Below are 19,185 nucleotides of genomic sequence, written 5' to 3' on the forward strand. Positions count from 1 at the left end.
CGAGAAGACAGGTTCAAAGTAAAGTAATGTTAAATTCATCAAGCATTAGGTGCCCGTTAAGGGAGAATAGGGAATAAAGTGAAAAGCTTTAGCGTAATCCCAACACTGTATAGAGGAGTTTCATAGCAAAGCCCACTGGATGTCAATCTGGGAAGGGGCTATGAAATCATGAATCTGAGCCAGGAGACCTGCCTAAGTATGCTTACTGTTTATAGACACTGGATATGTCTGTAGTTTATTTGTTATCGAATAAACTGCAGGCTATTTTTATTGTCAAAATTCATTTTAATGGGGGAAACGAAACATGAAATTACTACAGCAAACAATTGAACAAATTCAAGAAATCGACCGACAAATGGAAGACAAAGCACGTCAGTACATAGACTCATTAGCTAAACCGCCTCAAAGCTTAGGGAAGCTCGAATCTTTAGCTATGCAAATTGCTACAATTACCGGTGAGCTTGCGCCGAAAATCGATAACAAAGCGATGATCGTCATGGCTGCAGACCACGGAGTATATGAGGAAGGGGTAACGCCGAACCCGCAAGGTACAACGGTATTCCAAACACTTTCCTTTCCAAAAGGGACGACAGGAATGTGTACGATTGCGAAAATCACGAATGCACAAGTCATTCCGGTAGATATCGGAGTAAAAGAAGACTTACCTCAAGACGCAGGGGTCATTATTAAAAAGGTGAAATACGGGACGGACAATATGGCGAAAGGTCCAGCGATGACCCGAGAAGAAGCGATTCAGGCAATTGAAGTAGGGATTGAAGTCGCAACAGAAGCGATCCAAAACGGTATCAATCTTATCGGTACAGGTGAAATGGGCATCGGGAATACGACGCCAAGTGCTGCGGTGCTTTCGGTACTTCATGGCTGCGATCCGCTGGAAGTAACGGGCTTTGGTGCAGGTGTCGGAGCTGGCGGCATTAAATATAAAGCCGAAGTTATTCGAAAAGCAATTGCATTGAATGAGCCGAATGCGGATGATCCGATTGATGTTGTCGCGAAAGTAGGCGGACTGGAGATTTGCGGGATGGCAGGAATCTTCCTTGCAGCAGCAGCGAACCGTGTGCCGGTCGTAGTTGACGGGTACATTTCAACCGTTTCAGCATTAATCGCCTATAAATTAAATCCGAATGTGAAAGCATATTTGATACCGTCACATTTATCGGAAGAGCCAGGTGCAAAAATTGCGGCCGAGCTTTTAGGACTGGAACCGATGCTGCATATGAATATGCGACTTGGAGAAGGATCGGGTGCTGCATTAGCGTTCCCGATTCTTGATGCGGCTTGTTCGATGATTACGAATATGGTCACGTTGGAAGAAGCGGCAGCGCTTTTAGTAGCCAAGTAGAATAAAAAAAATCATATAATAAAATTCAATAAAAAGGCTACATTAAAAGAAACAATTACTTTAAATGTAGCCTTTTTTCTATAATTAAAGTGTTCCCGGAAAATAAGTACGGCTTTTCAGTCTATTCCATTTATCTTACCAGTAAAATACCAATAAGCGGAACTTTATCGTTTATTTTGCCAAGCAGGGTACGATAAAGAAAGCCCAACCCAATCCTCGTAAATGTAGTGTGCGAGCAAAACATTACAAGTAGTGGATAGAACTTGATTTTATTTTACAGAAAATTCAGTAAAATTCAAGCGATAGTCCTGTCAAATGCGTTTCCTCTGTAATATCCTATATTAATTAAATGTAAAAACATATCCGAACTGTTAATAATACCTAAAAAAGTGCTTTTTTATTCAACCATGGAATAAAGTAAGCGGTAAATAGGGTATGGAAACGTAAGACCAATAAAAAGGAGAGGCGGGAGGGGCATTAAAAGGAACGGGGTGATCACTATTTCTCCGTATGTGAAAGGTCGTTTTTGAATATATTCAAGAAAAGGATGAGGATAATATGAATCAAATTTTCAAAAAAGATGAGTTTATTATTATTCCTTTTTATAAAGGGCGAAAGCAGGAATTTATGGTCGTCAATACGAAGAAGGAATTTAAAAATGGACATACGCACTTAAAGTCATTTAAGATGGCCAAGTATTTGATCAATCTTGCGCGTTGCCAAAAAATCAATTCCGGATTAAGACCATATTTATTAACAAGCCTTACAAGAATATCGGCAGACCGTGAATATATTCAAAAATTAGAAGAGCTTCTAGCTGTGAAAAGAAGTAAAGGGTCAAAAGCTTCCTATTATAATAAAGCAATCTAATTGTACGTAATCACGTCAATAAAAATAGATAGACCGCTTTTTCAAGAAATTGAAAGAGCGGTTTTTTGCATGGAACTTTTTTTGGGGTGGAGCTCATCACCTGAGAACTTACAATGTAACTAAATCATTTTTAATAAAGCTTCTTCGCCAATCATGCCTTCTTCAATGCCGTACGCTCTCGCTTCGTATGTGACAGATTCCAGTGGCGCTTTTAGTAAGTCATCGATCGTTCGAACACCTACTGCACGACCCGCAATGATTTTGCGATCGGCCAACTTTTCATTTAACAGACCAACATCGAGTGCACCACACATAATGTACCCATGCTCATTCGAAATCGTTAGCAATGTTGTTTTAGGTAATTGAACCGTTACCGCAGTAAATAAATGACCTTGAAGATCAATCGTTTCCGTATAGACGATAACCTTCTCCCCCTTTCATATAAATCATATGAAAGAATTGAAAAATGGTACTTGTTTTTGTGGGAAATTTAAGTAGGGTATTTTAAAAGAGCAGCTTTTTCCACTTTCGCCAGCTTTCGTTCTACATTCAAAGTGCCAAGTTCTACTTTCTGGCCGAACTGTTCTATTTTCAAGCCGGAACTTTCTAATATTCCCGAACCATTCCTCTTTTGAGCCAAGTTGTTCTACTTTTCCTAGCTTTCGTTCTACATTCAAGGCACAGAGTTCTACTTTCGCCCCGATCTGTTCTACTTTCAACCCGGAACTCTCTACTTTCCTCGGACTTTCGTTCACCCAGCACAATAATACTTACAAACTCTAACAAATCCTTCATATGACCTTAACATTCCACCTTTACACTTAGAAAAAATGTAAAGGTGGAATGTTGTCTATGTCTAGGAAATTATTAGCTGCTGCACTTTTTGGAGCGGCGGTCACTACACCTGCCATTGTCGCAGAAGCAGCATTAAGTTTGGATGCCCGCTATGATTCAGGTGTTCAAAATGAAGATGGCGGTACAACGGAAATCGTTGCGTATAACCCGCACTCACATGCAACATATGTCGTAAATGGCGAAACGGAAAAAATCGAAGCAATCTCACTCAACTATACAAAAGACGAAGCAATGAATTTAAAGCCTTTCCTTTCGATTGATATCGCGAAAACGATTGCCTCATTCGACCAAACTTTTGAATACGGGGACTTAACAAGTATTACGGTGCATCCGAAAGAAAATGTGATTGCGGTGTCTGTACAGGCAAAAGGCTACAATACTGCCGGTTATGCCGTTATACTCACTGGTGAAGGCAAGCTTCTTGGCGCTACAAAAGTAGGCAGTCAACCGGATAACATTACATTCACAACAGACGGGAAGAAGCTTTTAACGGCAAATGAAGGCGAACCGCGTGAAGGTTATGGCAAGGATATTGTGGACCCGAAAGGTAGCATTTCTGTAATTGATACAGCAAACGGCTATGATGTTTTAACAGAAGAGACGCTTTTCTTCGATGCATTCGATACACCTGAAAAGCGCGCTGAGCTCGTGGCAGACAATGTAATATTAAAGAAAAATACGAACCCTTCTGATGATTTAGAGCCAGAATACATAGCAGTTAATGAAGCGAGCACAAAAGCATATGTAGCGTTACAGGAAAACAATGCCGTTGCCACTATTGATTTAACATCAAATGAAGTGGTGTCTGTGAAAGGGCTTGGCTTCAAAGACCACAGCAAGCCCGGCAATGAAATCGACTTATTGAAAGACGGCAAAATCGAGATTAAAAATGAAAACTATTTCGGAATCTATATGCCGGATGGAATGGCGGCCGTCTCGATTAACGGCAAAGATTATCTCGTCACGGCCAATGAAGGCGATGGACGCGAATGGGGTGAGGAAGACAGCGAAAACTTCCATCTGAATGAAATCGAAACGGAAGAAGAAATCGTAACATATGATACGTCTGGCTACGAAGGTTTTGTAGAAGGGCAGGACTATATTTTCGGTGCACGTTCATTTGCGATCTTTGATGCTGAGACAATGGATGTCGTGTTCGATAGCGGCAGTGATTTTGAAACAATGACAGCACAGCACCATCCTGAACATTTCAACGCAAGTAATACGAACGTAAAACTTGATAGTCGCAGCGGCAAAAAAGGACCCGAGCCGGAAGATGTAAAGATCGGCAAAGTAGGTGATGAAATCTTTGCATACATTGGACTGGAGCGCATCGGTGGTGTCATGATGTACAACATCACAAAACCGGCAAGCCCAAAATTTGTAGACTATTTGAACTTACGGGACTTCTCGGATGATATCAAAGGTGATGTTTCACCAGAAGGAATGGCCGTCATTACGAAGGAAGACAAGCCGCAGCTAATCGTTGGTCATGAAGTGAGTGGTACGGTAACAGTGTTGAATGTAATGGATGATCCGATCGTATTTAAAGACGCTGAAAATCATCCGGATAAAGATGCTATTGCAAACGTAACAAAGCGCGGTTTATTTAAAGGGGTAAATGAGACAACGTTCGCACCGAACAAGCCATTTAACCGTTCACATGCGGCATTGGTACTGCACCGATTGGCAGGTACACCGGGAAGTGATGTTACGAATTTCAATGACGTGAAAGCACCTGTAACACAAGTAGCTGTTTCATGGGCAGTGGCAAACGAGTTCATCAGCCCAGTAAACAACAAAGTATTTGGTGCAGCAAAACCGATTACGCGTGAAGAATTTGCCGTTGCGGTTTACAATGCATTGAAGGCGAATGGCCAAATTACAGCTGCCGAAGCACCTGCCTATACGGATGATGCAAAAATTTCCGCGTATGCAAAGGAAGCCGTTGCCTCTCTGAAAGCGGCGGGCATTATGACAGGAATTGATAATGAGTTCAATCCGAAGCAATCGTTAACACGGGCTCAGTCGGCTGTTGTTTTGAATAAATTGGTGAAATAACGTACCGATAAATAAAGTTCGCTGCTCCTAACACGCAGCGAGCTTATTTGTGAGTGTTTAAAACGCCATTCCTTTTTCCATCGCAAGGCCTAGTTCACAGATTTTTTGAAATATAATTCTTCCTGAAGGGTACAATGATTTATACTAAAAATAACAACTACGAATGAACATGGGGAATGTAAATGAAAAAACTATTCGCTGCTTTTATGATGTTAGGAGTCATTTTTATAATGAATGATGCACAGGCACAGCAAAATAATACAAAATCAACTTGGCTTTGGCATACCCATACGATTACAGATGAGCAAACGATCCATTTTCTAATAGAAAAAGAAGTAACGACCGTTTATTTGCAGATTGATCCAGCATTACCGAATGATGTGTACGCAGCCTTTATTAACAGGATGCGCGAAGCAAATATTGAAGTGCAGGCACTGGATGGTGGTCCTTATTGGAATACAGCAAATTTTGATGCGTTATGGGCATGGATCAGTCAATACCATCAGGAATATCCTGCATCGAAATTCACAGCAGTCCATTTAGATGTAGAGCCTTATTTATCTGCATTATGGGAACAGAATCGAAACCTTGCAGTCAGTCAGTATCAAGAATTAATACAACACGCCCTCTATAAAGTACGCTGTACAGAATTAAGGTTAGAGACGGACATCCCATTCTGGTATGATGAAGTGCTATATTATAACCAATTTGGTGAAGGCAACTTGGCAGAGTGGATGATTGCGAATACAGACGGCGTCTCCATAATGGCCTATCGCAATACAGTTGCCGCATTAAAGAGCATTACAAAAAATGAAATGAGTTATGCAAAGAAGTATCAAACACCGGTTGTGATTGGTGTTGAAACAATGCCGTTTCCAGATGAGCCTTATATAACATTTGCTGATGAAGGTGAAATCAAGATGAGCCAAGTGCTCAACCAAGTGGCGGGTCATTATGCTAAAAACCGTTATTATAGCGGGGTAGGTATACACTATGTGCAAAGCTGGCAAGGGTTGAGAGAGTAGTATTTGAGATAGAGTGCCATACAACAAAGAAACAAAGGACAATCCAAGGAGTTTGGGTTGTCCTTTGTTTCTTTTTAAATCTTTACGAAAAGCCATTTAAATAATGCTGTAATGCACTCGCACCACTTTCTTGGAGAGACTGATCTTCTGGGAAGGTACACCAATGATAAATGACGCCCATTGCGAGCTGGGTAAAGGCGAGTTTTAATTGTTTGAGTGATAATGCAGGTTTTGTTGGGCTTGCTTCAATAACTTCGGTAATTAATGCTTCAAATAACATAAATAATTTACGGTTAGGATTCCTGAAATATAAATGAGCTTCAGATTCTAAAGAAGTAGAGTAAACTACGGATAAAAACTCACGTCCAAACGTTTCTTCTAAATAAATAAATACGTTCTCTAAAAAGAGCTGTAATCGCCTTTTTGGTGATAATTGTATTGGTAGATCATTATACAATTGTTCATAATACTTATCTGCCAAGGCAAAGTGCTCATTTAAAATTTCAGCCTTTGACTTAAAGTGATGGTAAAACGAACCTTTGGATGAATTGCAGGCTTGTACAATTTCATCGACACTGACATTTTTATATCCTTTTTCTTTAAACAACTGCATGGCAATCCTTATGATGAATTCCCTTTTATTTTCTGTTTTATGTATTTTATTTTCTCTTTTAATCAATTAAATCACCCTTTATACATTTACTTCTCTTTTATTCTATTGTAAAATTAGACTGCAGTCTAGTTAATAAGATGAGGGGGGTTAAAATTGAAAAACAAAGTCATCCAAAATCTTTCAGAACTAAGTGGGTTATTCAAGGACAATCAGGTTATTTTAGCAGGGGGATTCGGATTGTCAGGCGCACCATTAACAATTATTGATCAAATGGCTGAAACCGATGTGAAGGGATTGCATGTAGTTAGCAATAACTTAGGGGATCATGGAATCGGTTTACACAAACTGTTTTTACAAGGGAAGATTGAAAAGGCAATTGGTTCATTTTTTACAATGAACAGAGAGGCAGTTATTGCTTGGTCGGAAGGTAAGCTAGATATTGAACTTTTACCACAGGGTACATTAGCGGAGGCCATTCGTTGTGGAGGCGCGGGAATTGGTGGCTTCTATACGAAAACGGCTGTAGGCACTGAGTTGGCAATCAATAAAGAAGAGCGAGTTATAGATGGAGAAACGTATATTTTTGAAAAAGCAATCAAGGGCGATGTGGCAATAATTCGTGCTAAAGCAGCCGATCGATTAGGAAATCTAATTTATCATACGACTGCCAGAAACTTTAATCCTATGATGGCAACTGCTGCTGAAACGGTCATCGTGGAGGTTGATGAAATTTTAGAGGTAGGCGAATTAGATCCAGAAGCAATTGTTACACCACATGTTTATGTAGATTATATTGTGCAGTCTAACTATGTGAAAGAGGGGGATCGCTATGTCAGCGTTTGATCCACGTACAGTTATCGCTAAACGTATTGCGCAGGAGTTGCAAGATGGTCAAATCGTGAATTTGGGCATCGGAATTCCTACGTTAGTGACTTCTTACATTGAAGGAAAAGATGTCTATCTACAATCAGAGAATGGTTTATTAGGAATGGGACCACCACCATCAGAAAATCAGATTGATGCAGATTTAATATCTGCAGGAAAAGAACCTGTTACGATTACAAAAGATGCATCGTTTTTCAGTAGTGCCGATTCTTTTGCGATGATCCGAGGGGGCCATATCGATGTAGCTGTATTAGGAATTTTACAGGTGAATCGTTTTGGTGAAATTGCCAATTGGTCTGTACCGGGGCAACCGATTTTAGGTGTAGGTGGAGCAATGGATTTAGTAGTAGGGGCCAAAAAGGTAATTGCAGCCGCAACTTTGTTTACAAAAGATGGCGATCCAAAAATTGTAGAAAGCTTAACTTATCCGAGAAGCGGTATACGCAGGATAGAGATGCTTGTAACTGAATACGCGGTATTTGAATTTGAGGACGAAAAAGTAATTGTAAAGGAATTGTTAGGTGACCTTACGATTGAACAATTGCTAGACCGATTAAAAATTCAATTAGATATGGGGGTAAAGCTATGAATGAAAGCGCTTTAGCGAAACAGACGACGAAGAAAACGATGACTCGTATTTTACCGTTTATTTTAATCCTGTATATCATTGCCTACTTAGATCGTGTAAATTTAGGGTTTGCTGCGTTAGAAATGAACGCTGATTTAGCATTAACTGCTGAAGTCTTCGGGTTATTATCGGGTATCTTCTTTATCGGTTACTTCTTCTTTGAAGTCCCTAGTAATATGATTATGCATAAAGTAGGAGCAAGAATTTGGATTGCGCGTATAATGCTTTCTTGGGGAATCATTGTTATTCTGACTGGATTTGCGCAATCAGCTACACATCTTTACATTTTACGCTTTTTACTAGGTGTTGCGGAAGCCGGATTCTTTCCTGGTATTATTTTATATTTAACCTATTGGTTCCGCGAACGCGAGCGTGGTAAAGCAACAGCAGTTTTATTATTAGCGTTGCCGATTGGAGGATTAATTGGTGCTCCATTATCAGCATGGATTATTGATAACGTTGCTTGGGCAAGTTTAGAAGGCTGGCGCTGGATGTTTATTTTGGAAGGGATTCCAGCATTAATTTTAGGTGTGATTACATTAGTTTATTTAACAGATCGTCCAAGTAAAGCGAAATGGCTGACACAGGAAGAAATAAATTGGTTGGAAGGCGAATTAAATGTAGAGCGACAAAAGGCATTAAAGCTCAATAAGCCGTCTAAACTAGCAATGTTAAAGGATGCAACGGTTTGGAAATTAGCACTTTTCTATTTTGCTGGCTATACAGGTGTATACGGTCTATCGTTCTGGGTACCAACTATCATTAAATCACTCTCTGCAGTCACTACAACGAATATGGAAATTGGTTGGATGGCTATGTTACCATCGTTAGTCGGTATACCTGCCATTATCTTTACCGGGCTTAACGCTGACCGGACAGGAAAGCATAAGCAGCATCTAGTAGTATGTTTGCTTATTGCTACAGTTGGTTTCGTAGGTTGTGCACTCGCTACGACTCTATGGCCAATGGTTGCCATGTTGTCACTAGCTTCAGCAGGACTATACGGCTTCACGGGCAGTTTCTTTGCCTATTTAACATTCTTCTTCACCGAGTCAACAGCACCAGTAGGAATTGCACTTGTTAACTCATTTGCAGCCCTTGGTGGATTCGTAGGTCCAACAATTTTAGGTATGTTTGTTTTAGAAACTGGCATGTTTGCACTTGCGATTATTTTAGTTGTCGGTATCCTAATTTTATTAACAATGCCGAAAGCAAATATTGAAATTGAAGCAGAAGGCAATAAAGAAGTACGTGTAACAACATCTGGGAAACGATTAACTTAAATTAGGTGCGCCTTAAAGAGACTGATTATTCTGTTTTTTACGAAAGATGCTGCCCAGTATATAATTACTGCGCAGCATCTTTTTAGTAAAAGACCTCTCGCTACATCTCCTCAAAATAATCCAAATTAATGCGTTTAATTGCATAAAAGGGTTTGTTTAAAAGAGCTTTTTGCAAATGCTTACTTTTACATAAATTATTCCATGGACTCATACCATTTAATGTTGAGGAGGGATATTGGATGGATGAGCAAAATGACCGCAAGAACAGCAAGGACGAACAATTAGATATTTTCCGAACAGATGATAGAGGAAAAGATCTTACAACGAATCAAGGGTTAAAAGTGTCGGAAGATGAATTCTCATTAAAAGCGGGCGTGAGAGGGCCAACTTTACTAGAGGATTTTCATTTTCGTGAAAAACTAACCCATTTTGACCATGAACGAATTCCAGAACGCGTTGTCCATGCACGTGGCTTCGGTGTGCATGGGGAGTTTCAGTTATATAAAAACATGAAAAATTATACAAGAGCGAAATTCCTTCAGGATACATCTAGAAAGACGCCTGTATTTGTTCGATTTTCTACTGTCAATGGTTCCCGTGGTTCTGCCGATACCGTACGTGATGCGAGAGGATTTGCAACGAAATTCTATACCGAGGAAGGGAATTATGATTTAGTTGGCAACAATATTCCAGTCTTTTTCATCCAAGATGCCATAAAATTCCCGGATCTTGTACATGCATTTAAGCCGGAGCCTGATAATGACATACCGCAAGCTTCCACTGCCCATGATACGTTTTGGGATTTTGTCGCGAATAACCAGGAATCTGCCCATATGATCATGTGGATCATGTCAGACCGCGCCATCCCACGTAGTTTCCGGATGATGGAAGGATTTGGTGTGCATACGTTTCGTCTCGTCAATGAGGAAGGAAAAGCACATTTCGTAAAATTCCATTGGAAGCCTTTATTGGGAACGCATTCTTTAGTATGGGACGAGGCCCGTAAACTGGCGGGCATTGATCCGGATTTTCACCGCAATGACTTATGGGGTGCGATTGAAAACGGCTTTTTCCCTGAATTCGAACTAGGTGTTCAGATTCTTGCGGAAGAGGACGAATTCAGCCTCGGGTTTGACATCCTTGACGCGACAAAGATTTGGCCGGAAGAAGACATTCCTGTAAATATTATCGGAAAGATGACGTTAAATCGGAATGTAGATAATTTCTTTTCGGAAACAGAACAGGTTGCTTTCCATTTGGGGAATGTCGTGCCAGGGATCGATTTTACAAATGATCCATTATTACAAGGACGGCTATTTTCGTATTTAGATACACAATTACTTCGTCTGGGCGGACCTAACTTCCATGAGATCCCGATTAACAGACCGGTTGTCCCCTTCCATAACAATCAGCGGGAAGGCTTTCACCGACAGACGATTAATCTTGGGAAAGTGAGTTATCACCGAAATTCATTAGCCGGGAACACGCCGTCACCTGTAAGTCCGGATAAAGGCGGATATGCTTCTTATCAGGAAAGAGTGGACGGTGTAAAAATCCGGGCTCGAAGTGAAAGTTTTGCCGATCATTTTTCACAAGCGACACTTTTCTGGAACAGTATGAGCCCACCTGAAAAAATGCATATCATTGAAGCGTTCAGCTTTGAACTAAGTAAAGTGAAAAGTGAATCTGTTAAACAGCAGGTAGTGAATATGTTCGCCAATGTAGATATGGAACTAGCAACCGCCTTTGCAATAAATATCGGGTCACAACCTCCTGCAAGGGGCGGTTCGGCGGTATCAAAGTCCTCACCGGCACTCAGCCAGGAAAATACAGTGAAATCCGTACAAACACGGAAAGTAGCGGTCATTTTGACAGAGGGATTCAATGGTCCGGAAGTTAATTACGTGCTCCATCAATTGATTAACCAAGGCATTGTTCCGGAAATTATTAGCGAACATATTGGGATGGTATTCGGAACAGACGGAGTGGTCGTAAAAGCCGAAAACACCTTCCTAACTGCAAAATCCGTGCTGTTTGATGCTGTTTATATGGTAAGGGGAAGTAACACAAACGTCATGTTCAACAAGGATGCGGCCTACTTCATCGATGAAGCCTATTCACATTACAAGCCAATTGGTGCGACGGGTGCGGGTATTGAATGGCTGCGTGTAAATCAGATTTTAGGTCAGCCGGGTGTCATAACAGGAACAGATATGCAGGAGTTCGCAACCCAATTCATACAAGCGATAGCAGCCCAACGGTTCTGGTATCGGAAATTAGCATAGTTATTAAAAACACGTAAAACCCTACTCATAAAAGGTTTTACGTGTTTTTTTGCGGTGGTTTCATCTGAATCCTGTTAAACGAGATCATTCTACATGTTAAACTAATAATAACACCGCTCAAAAGGAGGCTCGTCCCATGATAACCCGCGTAAAACAATCATTAACAACCCGTCTTCTTATCACCATCAGCGGAATCATATTCACAATTTGTGTGCTGTTTTTGTTGTTGATCAATCACTATCTGGATGAATCGGTACTGGAGGAAATGGGAGAAAAGGCGTTAACGAGTGCATACTTGATTGCTGAGCGGCCGGATATAGTCAATGCATTTTCTGCGGAAAATCCGTCTTCCATTCTTCAGCCGATTGCAGAGGATATACGAATGCAGACCGGAGCGAGTTTCGTCGTGATAGGGAATGAGCAAGGGATTCGCTACACCCATCCGATCACTGAAAAGATTGGCCAGTCGATGGTCGGCGGGGATAATGATTCAGCGCTGATTAACAAAGAGTCCATTGTTTCGGTAACGACGGGTTCAATGGGAGAATCGATCCGCGGAAAAGTCCCAGTTTTAGTTGACGGCAATGTTGTCGGGGTTGTTTCGGTCGGATTTTTAACGAAAGATATACAAAAGACGATTGATACTGCCTTTTTCGGTTGGCTTCAGATCACGCTCCTGCTCGCGGTTTTCGGGATTGTCTGTGCGGTGCTGATCTCGCTTTATGTAAAGGAACAGTTGCTCGGTATGCAGCCGGCGCAAATTGCGAAGCTCTATTCGGCGTATCATACAATACTTGAGGAAACAACGGATGGTGTGATCTTAACGACACTGAATAATGAAGTGGTGATTGCTAATACACGTGCGAAGGAACTCATCTCATCCCTGACAGAAGGGATCTCATTACATACGCTACTTCCCGAACGGCTTTTTAAAGAAGACGTGATTCGGGCTCTGGAAATTCCGTTGCAGCAGCAAGAGATGATTATTACCAAAACGCCATTGAAACATGAGGAGCAGCTCGGCTATTTATATATTTTACGGGCTAAGCTTGAATATGAAACGGTCATTAATGAGCTGACATTGGTGAAGCAGCAGGCGCGGATGCAGCGGGCAAAAACACATGAATTTGCGAATAAGCTGCACGTTATCCTTGGCTTGTTGAAGCAAGCCCATATTGATGAAGCGATTGCATTTATCAGGCAGGAGCAGCAAGATTCTACGAAACAGCAACAGGCACTTGCAACACAGCCGTCGATATTGCTGCAGGCGTTACTCGAAGGGAAAATATCGGAAGCGAAAGAGCGCGGTATTACGATTACGATCGAAACCGAGGATGTTTTAATCGATTATAATGATGAAGAAGTGGACGCATTATTAACATCGCTAGGGAATGTTCTTCAAAACGCAATGGATGCTTTGGATCAGACAAACATAACGGACAAGCAAATTAAGCTTTTTATTCATCAATATCGTCATGAGCTGATTATTGAGGTGCATGACAATGGGCCGGGAATCGATGAAGAAACGGCAAATCACATATTTACTCTCGGGTTTACGACAAAGGATGGCTATGATCGGGGGTACGGTCTGGCGATCAGTGAACAGGCACTTGAAAAAGTCGGCGGCTCACTGTTAATAGAAGAAAGCGATATAGGCGGGGCCTGCTTTTTAATCATTTTACAAAGGAAGTGATTCAATGGATATATGGTTACTGGAAGACGATTTTCGCATTGCGGCGATTCATGCAGACTATATTAAAGCGATACAGCCGGATGCACAAGTACAGCAATTTCTAACGGGGGCCTCATTAAAGGAAGCGCTCCTGCATAACACACCTCCTGCCGCTCTGTTGATGGATTTATATATTCCGGATGTTACAGGTTATGAACTCGTTGCGTATGTAAGATCACATTTCCCGGAAGTCCGCATCATTATGGTGACGGCAGCGGCCGAGCGTGCACATGTGGAAGCATTGTATGCATATGGGGTATTCGACTATATTGTGAAGCCGTTTGATGAAGCTCGCCTGCAAAAAGCATTTCAGCAGTTTCATCACATGCAATCGGCTTTGCAAAAGAAAACACATTTATCGCAGCAAGATTTGGATACGCTGTTTTACCGGAAAAATCATTCGACGGCGACTGAAAAGGCACTGCCAAAAGGGATCGATACCTTTACGCTCGAACAGGCCATTCACTTATTTAAGGAGGAAAAGTTCACGACATTGACGGCGACACAGCTGAGTGAAGTAATCGGCACGAGCCGCTCCACAGCACGCCGCTATTTGGAATACTTAGTGGAAATGAATATACTGGAGACAAAACTTCTTTACGGAACAGTCGGGCGTCCGGAACGGAATTATGTCCTCCGTGAAACTTATGAACAAAATTAGCTTTATTGTTTTTATTAAATAAATGAGCACATTCTTCCTCCTAACATAGAATTGTCATAAGATTATAAGAATTCTAAGCAATGGGGGTTGTTGAATGTTAAGTATTATTGGTATTATTACGATTTTAGTTATCGTTGTGCTGTTAATTAGCGGACGTGTATCACCAATTGTCGCAATGGTTATTCCACCAGTAGTGGCGATGTTTGTTGCAGGCTATTCGTTCGATGATTTAGGGGTATTTTTCAATGATGGAATCAGTTCTGTAATCAGTGTTGCCATCATGTTTATTTTTGCGATTATCTTCTTCGGGATTATGCAGGATGTCGGGTTATTCGAACCAATTATCAATAAAATGGTAGCGCTGTCAAAAGGGAATGTTGTGCTTGTTGCAATCGTTACGGTAATTGTCGCGGTTATTGCACAGCTTGACGGTTCAGGTGCTTCCACATTCTTAATTTCGATTACGGCATTATTGCCGCTATATGTTCGACTTGGGATGAACCCGTATTTACTTTTACTATTAGTCGGCGGTTCTGCGGCGATTATCAATATGATTCCATGGGGCGGGCCATTAGGGCGTGTTGCATCCGTTCTAGAAACAGATGTAACAGAGCTATGGCATCCGTTAATTAAAATTCAAATCATCGGTGTTGTGCTGATGCTGTTACTTGCGATCTTTATGGGCTTCCGTGAAAAACGCCTGATTGCGAAACGAGCGCAAACAGGAGAAACGTTAAAATTTGATTTAAGCAATAGTATTTTAAATGCTGAAACAGATGAAACGTTAAAACGACCAAAACTTATTTGGGCAAATGCGATTTTAGCAATTGTTGTTCTTGCTGTATTAATGTCAGGACTTTTACCAGCTGGCTTAGCGTTCCTGATCGGTGTCGCAATCGCTTTACCATTAAACTACCGTACACCGAAAGAGCAGATGGGACGTATTCAGGCACATGCATCGAACGCGTTGACAATGGCTTCAATCATTATTGCAGCAGGTCTGTTTTTAGGAATTTTAAACGGGACAGGCATGTTAACGGCCATTGCCAATAACGCCGTAAATATTTTACCAAGCTTTTTAGCCCAGTACTTACATATTATTATCGGGGTACTTGGTGTACCGTTTGACTTGCTGTTAAGTACGGATGCATACTACTTCGCATTGTTCCCGGTTGTTGACCAGATCGGTTTAACGTACGGCATCGATTCATTATCGACAGCGTATGCGATGATCATCGGTAACATCGTCGGCACATTCGTATCACCACTTGCACCAGCAGTATGGTTGGCACTTGGACTATCAGGTCTGGAAATGGGCAAACACTTGAAGTTCTCATTCTTCTGGATGTGGGGATTAAGTATTACCCTACTGATCATTGCGGTTTTAATTGGTGTGGTACAAATATAGATAGCAACAAAAAAGAAGCTCCCTTTAATAGGGGGCTTCTTTTTTGATAGATTGGCGTTGTGTTAGTTTTCACTGCATTCTTCTCTAAGATGGCGCTCAATCAAAATAATAATAATTTAAAATAAACAGAAAAAATTTTCTGATAAATAGAATTTTATTGCAGAAAAGTATCTAAAACTAGCAAAATAATGATATAACAAAGGAAAATAGAACGAAAAAGCTTGTAATGGCAGTTTTTTAATAATAAACTGAATTTAGAAATATCTAAATATATAATAAAAGGGGAAAATTCATGAAAAAGAATCTATTAGCAAGTCTATTACTCGTACCAGCATTGTTATTAGCAGCGTGCGGTGGAGAAGAAACAGAAAAAAAATCATCATCAACTGATTCAGAAAAAGAAGTGTATACAGTAGGTATTGATGTTACATACCCACCATTTGAATTCGAAAAAGATGGTAAATATGTTGGGATTGATGTGGAATTAATCGAAGCAATTGGTGAAGATCAAGGTTTTGAAGTGGAATTAAAAGCAATGGACTTCAAGGGGATTATTCCAGCATTACAAGCAGGGCAATTAGATGTAGCTATGGGTGGAATGAGTATCACAGAAGAACGTAAAAATGTTGTTGATTTCACTGAGCCGTACTTCGATGCAGGTGTATCTCTTATTGTAAGTGAAGCAAATACAGATATTCAATCTGTAGAAGATTTAAAAGGAAAACGCGTAGCAGTAAAAAAAGGAACAGTTGGCGCAAACTATGCGACTTCGATTGCACAAGAGATTGGATTTGAAATGATTCAATTTGATGATAGTCCATCAATGTTCCTTGAAGTACAAAACGGGAATTCTGTAGCATTATTTGAAGATTACCCAGTTATCTCATATGCAATCGCACAACAAGATTTACCATTAAAAATTGTTGGTGACCGTTTAAATGATGACAAATATGGAATTGGTGTATTAAAAGGTAAAAACGAAGAGGTTCTTGAAAAAATTAATACTGGTCTAGAAAACTTGAAAGAAAGCGGAAAGTATCAAGAAATTCTAGACAATTATTTAGCTGAATAAAACGGTAAGCACGCGTATAGCGTGCTTATTTTTAAGAGGAGTGAAATACATATGGAAGTAGCAATCGCTGCGTTACCTTATTTACTGGAAGGGTTGAAGATGACCCTTTACATCTTTGTTATTGCAATTGTATTAGGGTTTGCTATCGGTCTTATCGTAGCATTGTTCCGATTGGCACCATTAACAATTTTAAATATCATTGCAAAAGTATTTGTAAATATCATCCGTTGTACACCAATCATTGTACAACTATTCTTCATCTACTTCGGTGTAACAAAGTTCATTCCGATGGATAATATTACAGCGGGAATCCTTGCGATTTCATTGAACGCCGGCGCTTATTTCTCTGAAATTATCCGTGCGGGAATTCAATCAATTGATAAAGGACAAACAGAAGCAGCACGTTCACTTGGCCTTTCAGGGGCTCAGACGATGAAGGACATTATTATGCCACAAGCACTTAGAAGAATGCTTCCTACATTTACGAACCAAGCAATTATTAGTTTGAAAGATACATCGCTATTATCTGTTATCGGTATAGCCGATTTAACGCAAAAAGGGGACATACAGGCTTCTGCTACCTTTGCTGCGTTTGAAATTTGGTTAACTGTCGGAGCAATCTACTTTGTGATTTTATATGCGTTAACATTGTTAAGTAATTACCTCGAAAGGAGAATGGCCCTGCGATGAGCATTATTACCGTAAAAAATCTTAAAAAATCATTTGGGATACTAGAAGTTTTAAAAGATATTTCCACAGAAATTAAAGAAAAAGAAGTTGTCTGTGTTATTGGGCCATCAGGTTCAGGCAAAAGTACCTTTTTACGTTGCTTGAATCGCCTTGAAGAAATTTCAGGGGGAGATGTCATTGTAAACGGTCATTCGATTTCCGCTAAAAATGCAAACTTAAATCAAATTAGACAAGAAGTAGGAATGGTTTTCCAACAGTTTAATTTATTTCCGCATAAAACTGTATTGCAAAATATCACATATGCGCCGCTAAAATTAAAAGGCTTAACGAAAGACCAAGCTAAAGAGCGGGCAATGGAACTGTTGAAAAAAGTTGGTTTAGTAGAGAAAGCCAATGCATATCCTTCTGAGTTATCAGGTGGACAACAACAGCGTGTGGCAATTGCCCGTGCACTTGCTATGCAACCAAAAATCATGTTATTTGATGAACCAACGAGTGCACTTGACCCTGAAATGGTAGGGGACGTTCTTGATGTTATGAAAGACTTGGCAAGAGAAGGTATGACGATGATTGTCGTAACGCATGAGATGGGCTTTGCGAAAGAAGTAGCGGACCGTGTTATTTTTATGGATGGCGGTTACATCGTTGAAGAAAACAATCCTAAAGCGTTGTTTGAAACACCGCAAGAAGAAAGAACAAAAGCGTTTTTAGGAAAAGTATTATAGACAGGGTATAAGCCGGTTCGTACAAAATTTGTACGGACCGGCTTTTTGTTTGCAATGATTTGTTGATATATTGTTGTAAAAAACTGGATAATATGATATATGTCTAACTACTTAGAGTAGGACTTTTTAAGGGGGAAGGAAATGTTAGTTTTCGGTTTACTTTCATACATATTGGTATTAGTAATTTTGTTAAAGGTGAACACTTATGTAGCAATCGGTTTTATTGTTGTAACTTCACTCGTTTCTAATGCTTATTTACCACAGCTGAAAGGATATGTTGGGGGACGGCGTATTCGCAAAATACTGGAAAGTTTAGGGGAGGACGTTAAGATTTACAATGATTTGTATGTCCCAAAAAAGAATGGGGAAATGACACAGATCGATCATGTATTACTTTCGCCAAATGGCATCTTTGTAATCGAAACAAAAAATTATACAGGGTGGATCTTTGGTAGTGAAAGTCAAAGAAACTGGACGCAAACAATCTATAAGAAAAAGTCACGTTTCTATAATCCGGTCATGCAAAATAAAGCGCATATTAAAGCATTGCAGCACTACTTAGATATGGATGTACCACTGCATTCAATAATCGTGTTTTCGAATGCGGCAACATTTAAATTTAAAGAACCTTTTCATGAAGCACATGTTCTTCAAACAAAACATTTAAAACGAACAATTAATCAATTTACGATAAATGAAATATCAGGCGAACAACTTAGCAGGATTTCGCAGTTGCTACATGCACTTGTTCCTGATACAAAGCAGCAAAAGAAGGAGATAAAAAAGCGCCATCTAGAATACGTGAAAGAAATTGCCAAACCTGCAAAGAAAAAAGTGATTAAAGTAAAGGCGGAGCCCGTTACTGCAGGACCGGTAATCGTTGAGCCTATTCATGTTTCTACAGATGCTGCTTGTCCGAAATGCGGTAGTAACTTGGTAGTGCGTAATGGCAAGCGTGGGTCATTTTATGGCTGTCAGGGTTTTCCGAAGTGCCGGTTTACGAGGGATTTATGATCATCCTGTATGCTA

At 40.3% G+C, this 19,185-nt stretch carries 17 protein-coding genes and 1 riboswitch; of the genes, 15 read left to right on the top strand and 2 right to left on the bottom strand.

Annotated features, from left to right (window positions below; genetic code table 11):
- Nucleotides 1-30 precede the first annotated feature (30 nt).
- A riboswitch (cobalamin riboswitch) is annotated at nucleotides 31-210 on the top strand.
- A 94-nt stretch (nucleotides 211-304) separates the two neighbouring features.
- Nucleotides 305-1,363, top strand: coding sequence for a nicotinate-nucleotide--dimethylbenzimidazole phosphoribosyltransferase (cobT, locus tag ACQKN3_RS13095; protein ID WP_427712049.1), 1,059 nt, complete (start codon nucleotides 305-307; stop codon nucleotides 1,361-1,363).
- A gap of 558 nt (nucleotides 1,364-1,921) precedes the next feature.
- Entirely contained in the window at nucleotides 1,922-2,233 is a 312-nt protein-coding gene (locus tag ACQKN3_RS13100) for a hypothetical protein (protein ID WP_008405307.1), read from the top strand.
- Nucleotides 2,234-2,352: 119 nt separating this feature from the next.
- Here the strand turns inward: ACQKN3_RS13100 and ACQKN3_RS13105 are convergent, their stop codons facing one another.
- The gene (locus tag ACQKN3_RS13105; protein ID WP_065216841.1) at nucleotides 2,353-2,655 is read right to left on the bottom strand and encodes a YunC family protein; all 303 of its coding nucleotides are present in this window, start codon (nucleotides 2,653-2,655) and stop codon (nucleotides 2,353-2,355) included.
- A gap of 430 nt (nucleotides 2,656-3,085) precedes the next feature.
- On the opposite strand from ACQKN3_RS13105, the gene ACQKN3_RS13110 reads away from it, so the two are divergent.
- Together ACQKN3_RS13110 and ACQKN3_RS13115 are read left to right on the top strand one after the other, a co-directional pair.
- Nucleotides 3,086-5,149, top strand: a complete 2,064-nt coding sequence (locus ACQKN3_RS13110) for a choice-of-anchor I family protein (protein WP_427712052.1) — start codon at nucleotides 3,086-3,088, stop codon at nucleotides 5,147-5,149.
- A 182-nt stretch (nucleotides 5,150-5,331) separates the two neighbouring features.
- Nucleotides 5,332-6,174 (top strand): hypothetical protein, encoded by an 843-nt coding sequence (locus ACQKN3_RS13115; RefSeq protein WP_427712054.1) that lies wholly within the window; start codon nucleotides 5,332-5,334, stop codon nucleotides 6,172-6,174.
- A gap of 82 nt (nucleotides 6,175-6,256) precedes the next feature.
- Here the strand turns inward: ACQKN3_RS13115 and ACQKN3_RS13120 are convergent, their stop codons facing one another.
- Nucleotides 6,257-6,853 carry a TetR/AcrR family transcriptional regulator gene (locus ACQKN3_RS13120; protein WP_427712056.1) on the bottom strand — a complete coding sequence of 199 codons (597 nt, stop codon included), beginning with the start codon at nucleotides 6,851-6,853 and terminating at the stop codon, nucleotides 6,257-6,259.
- 87 nt (nucleotides 6,854-6,940) lie between these two features.
- Between ACQKN3_RS13120 and ACQKN3_RS13125 the strand changes: the two genes are divergently transcribed.
- The 11 genes from ACQKN3_RS13125 to ACQKN3_RS13175 all read left to right on the top strand — a co-directional run bounded on the left by ACQKN3_RS13125 (nucleotide 6,941) and on the right by ACQKN3_RS13175 (nucleotide 19,170).
- Nucleotides 6,941-7,630, top strand: coding sequence for a CoA transferase subunit A (locus tag ACQKN3_RS13125; protein WP_008405297.1), 690 nt, complete (start codon nucleotides 6,941-6,943; stop codon nucleotides 7,628-7,630).
- Complete coding sequence (locus ACQKN3_RS13130) at nucleotides 7,617-8,261, top strand: 3-oxoacid CoA-transferase subunit B (RefSeq protein WP_427712058.1); 645 nt, start codon at nucleotides 7,617-7,619, stop codon at nucleotides 8,259-8,261. The genes ACQKN3_RS13125 and ACQKN3_RS13130 overlap by 14 nt, the downstream gene beginning before the upstream one ends.
- Nucleotides 8,258-9,583 carry an MFS transporter gene (locus tag ACQKN3_RS13135; protein ID WP_251690204.1) on the top strand — a complete coding sequence of 442 codons (1,326 nt, stop codon included), beginning with the start codon at nucleotides 8,258-8,260 and terminating at the stop codon, nucleotides 9,581-9,583. Before ACQKN3_RS13130 ends, ACQKN3_RS13135 begins: the two co-directional genes overlap by 4 nt.
- A gap of 239 nt (nucleotides 9,584-9,822) precedes the next feature.
- Entirely contained in the window at nucleotides 9,823-11,868 is a 2,046-nt protein-coding gene (locus ACQKN3_RS13140; RefSeq protein WP_427712061.1) for a catalase, read from the top strand.
- A gap of 136 nt (nucleotides 11,869-12,004) precedes the next feature.
- Nucleotides 12,005-13,561: an ATP-binding protein gene (locus ACQKN3_RS13145; protein ID WP_251690202.1), complete on the top strand. Its 1,557-nt coding sequence runs from the start codon at nucleotides 12,005-12,007 to the stop codon at nucleotides 13,559-13,561.
- Nucleotides 13,562-13,565: 4 nt separating this feature from the next.
- A complete protein-coding gene (locus tag ACQKN3_RS13150; RefSeq protein WP_427712063.1) occupies nucleotides 13,566-14,261 on the top strand; it encodes a response regulator in 696 nt (231 codons plus the stop codon).
- 94 nt (nucleotides 14,262-14,355) lie between these two features.
- Nucleotides 14,356-15,669 carry a CitMHS family transporter gene (locus ACQKN3_RS13155; protein ID WP_251690200.1) on the top strand — a complete coding sequence of 438 codons (1,314 nt, stop codon included), beginning with the start codon at nucleotides 14,356-14,358 and terminating at the stop codon, nucleotides 15,667-15,669.
- Between the two features lie 292 nt (nucleotides 15,670-15,961).
- Nucleotides 15,962-16,741, top strand: coding sequence for a transporter substrate-binding domain-containing protein (locus ACQKN3_RS13160; protein WP_427712066.1), 780 nt, complete (start codon nucleotides 15,962-15,964; stop codon nucleotides 16,739-16,741).
- A gap of 51 nt (nucleotides 16,742-16,792) precedes the next feature.
- Nucleotides 16,793-17,431, top strand: coding sequence for an amino acid ABC transporter permease (locus ACQKN3_RS13165; RefSeq protein ID WP_251690198.1), 639 nt, complete (start codon nucleotides 16,793-16,795; stop codon nucleotides 17,429-17,431).
- Nucleotides 17,428-18,156, top strand: coding sequence for an amino acid ABC transporter ATP-binding protein (locus ACQKN3_RS13170; protein ID WP_427712068.1), 729 nt, complete (start codon nucleotides 17,428-17,430; stop codon nucleotides 18,154-18,156). Before ACQKN3_RS13165 ends, ACQKN3_RS13170 begins: the two co-directional genes overlap by 4 nt.
- Before the next feature lie 141 nt (nucleotides 18,157-18,297).
- Complete coding sequence (locus ACQKN3_RS13175; RefSeq protein ID WP_427712070.1) at nucleotides 18,298-19,170, top strand: NERD domain-containing protein; 873 nt, start codon at nucleotides 18,298-18,300, stop codon at nucleotides 19,168-19,170.
- Nucleotides 19,171-19,185: the final 15 nt, after the last annotated feature.

Source organism: Solibacillus sp. NPDC093137, assembly GCF_050280445.1.
Lineage (GTDB): Bacteria > Bacillota > Bacilli > Bacillales_A > Planococcaceae > Solibacillus > Solibacillus isronensis_B.

Excerpts from the sequence above, each read along its gene's own strand:
- ACQKN3_RS13115 (WP_427712054.1), top strand. The coding sequence starts at position 5,332 with ATGAAAAAACTATTCGCTGCTTTTATGATGTTAGGAGTCATTTTTATA.
- ACQKN3_RS13150 (WP_427712063.1), top strand. The coding sequence starts at position 13,566 with ATGGATATATGGTTACTGGAAGACGATTTTCGCATTGCGGCGATTCAT.
- ACQKN3_RS13140 (WP_427712061.1), top strand. The coding sequence starts at position 9,823 with ATGGATGAGCAAAATGACCGCAAGAACAGCAAGGACGAACAATTAGAT.
- ACQKN3_RS13135 (WP_251690204.1), top strand. The coding sequence starts at position 8,258 with ATGAATGAAAGCGCTTTAGCGAAACAGACGACGAAGAAAACGATGACT.
- ACQKN3_RS13145 (WP_251690202.1), top strand. The coding sequence starts at position 12,005 with ATGATAACCCGCGTAAAACAATCATTAACAACCCGTCTTCTTATCACC.
- ACQKN3_RS13100 (WP_008405307.1), top strand. The coding sequence starts at position 1,922 with ATGAATCAAATTTTCAAAAAAGATGAGTTTATTATTATTCCTTTTTAT.
- cobT (WP_427712049.1), top strand. The coding sequence starts at position 305 with ATGAAATTACTACAGCAAACAATTGAACAAATTCAAGAAATCGACCGA.
- ACQKN3_RS13175 (WP_427712070.1), top strand. The coding sequence starts at position 18,298 with ATGTTAGTTTTCGGTTTACTTTCATACATATTGGTATTAGTAATTTTG.
- ACQKN3_RS13110 (WP_427712052.1), top strand. The coding sequence starts at position 3,086 with ATGTCTAGGAAATTATTAGCTGCTGCACTTTTTGGAGCGGCGGTCACT.
- ACQKN3_RS13165 (WP_251690198.1), top strand. The coding sequence starts at position 16,793 with ATGGAAGTAGCAATCGCTGCGTTACCTTATTTACTGGAAGGGTTGAAG.
- ACQKN3_RS13155 (WP_251690200.1), top strand. The coding sequence starts at position 14,356 with ATGTTAAGTATTATTGGTATTATTACGATTTTAGTTATCGTTGTGCTG.
- ACQKN3_RS13160 (WP_427712066.1), top strand. The coding sequence starts at position 15,962 with ATGAAAAAGAATCTATTAGCAAGTCTATTACTCGTACCAGCATTGTTA.
- ACQKN3_RS13130 (WP_427712058.1), top strand. The coding sequence starts at position 7,617 with ATGTCAGCGTTTGATCCACGTACAGTTATCGCTAAACGTATTGCGCAG.
- ACQKN3_RS13170 (WP_427712068.1), top strand. The coding sequence starts at position 17,428 with ATGAGCATTATTACCGTAAAAAATCTTAAAAAATCATTTGGGATACTA.